A 299-nucleotide genomic window follows, 5' to 3' on the forward strand; every position below is an offset into this window, starting at 1 on the left:
GCCTGCAGCGCCGTAACCTCGGCCAGAACCATCATCCCGCGCGGGACCGGGACCACACGGTCAAGGTTGATCTTCACCCGCTGGCGCTTGTCCGGGAAGGTGAGCTGATACACATCCGCAATCGGGACCTCGACCACGCAGACATGCTGATCGACGGCCTGCTGACCGGCGATCCAGCTGGTCGGATAATCGCCGGCATCGTAGGGCCGCAGCACCAGACGCAGGCGCAGGAAGGCGGTGTTGGTCGACACATCCTGAATATCGAAGCCGATCGCGCTGAGCTGCAGGTCATTCGACGG

Annotated in this window: 1 protein-coding gene; it reads right to left on the bottom strand. The window is 63.5% G+C overall.

Annotated elements, in window-relative coordinates; all coding sequences use genetic code 11:
* Positions 1-299, bottom strand: a 299-nt coding sequence (locus tag JI664_RS23660; RefSeq protein WP_207016245.1) for a hypothetical protein, incomplete at both ends; no start/stop codon positions are given.

Origin of the sequence: Rhodobacter sp. NTK016B, from assembly GCF_017303295.1 — a bacterium.
Taxonomy (GTDB): domain Bacteria; phylum Pseudomonadota; class Alphaproteobacteria; order Rhodobacterales; family Rhodobacteraceae; genus Pararhodobacter.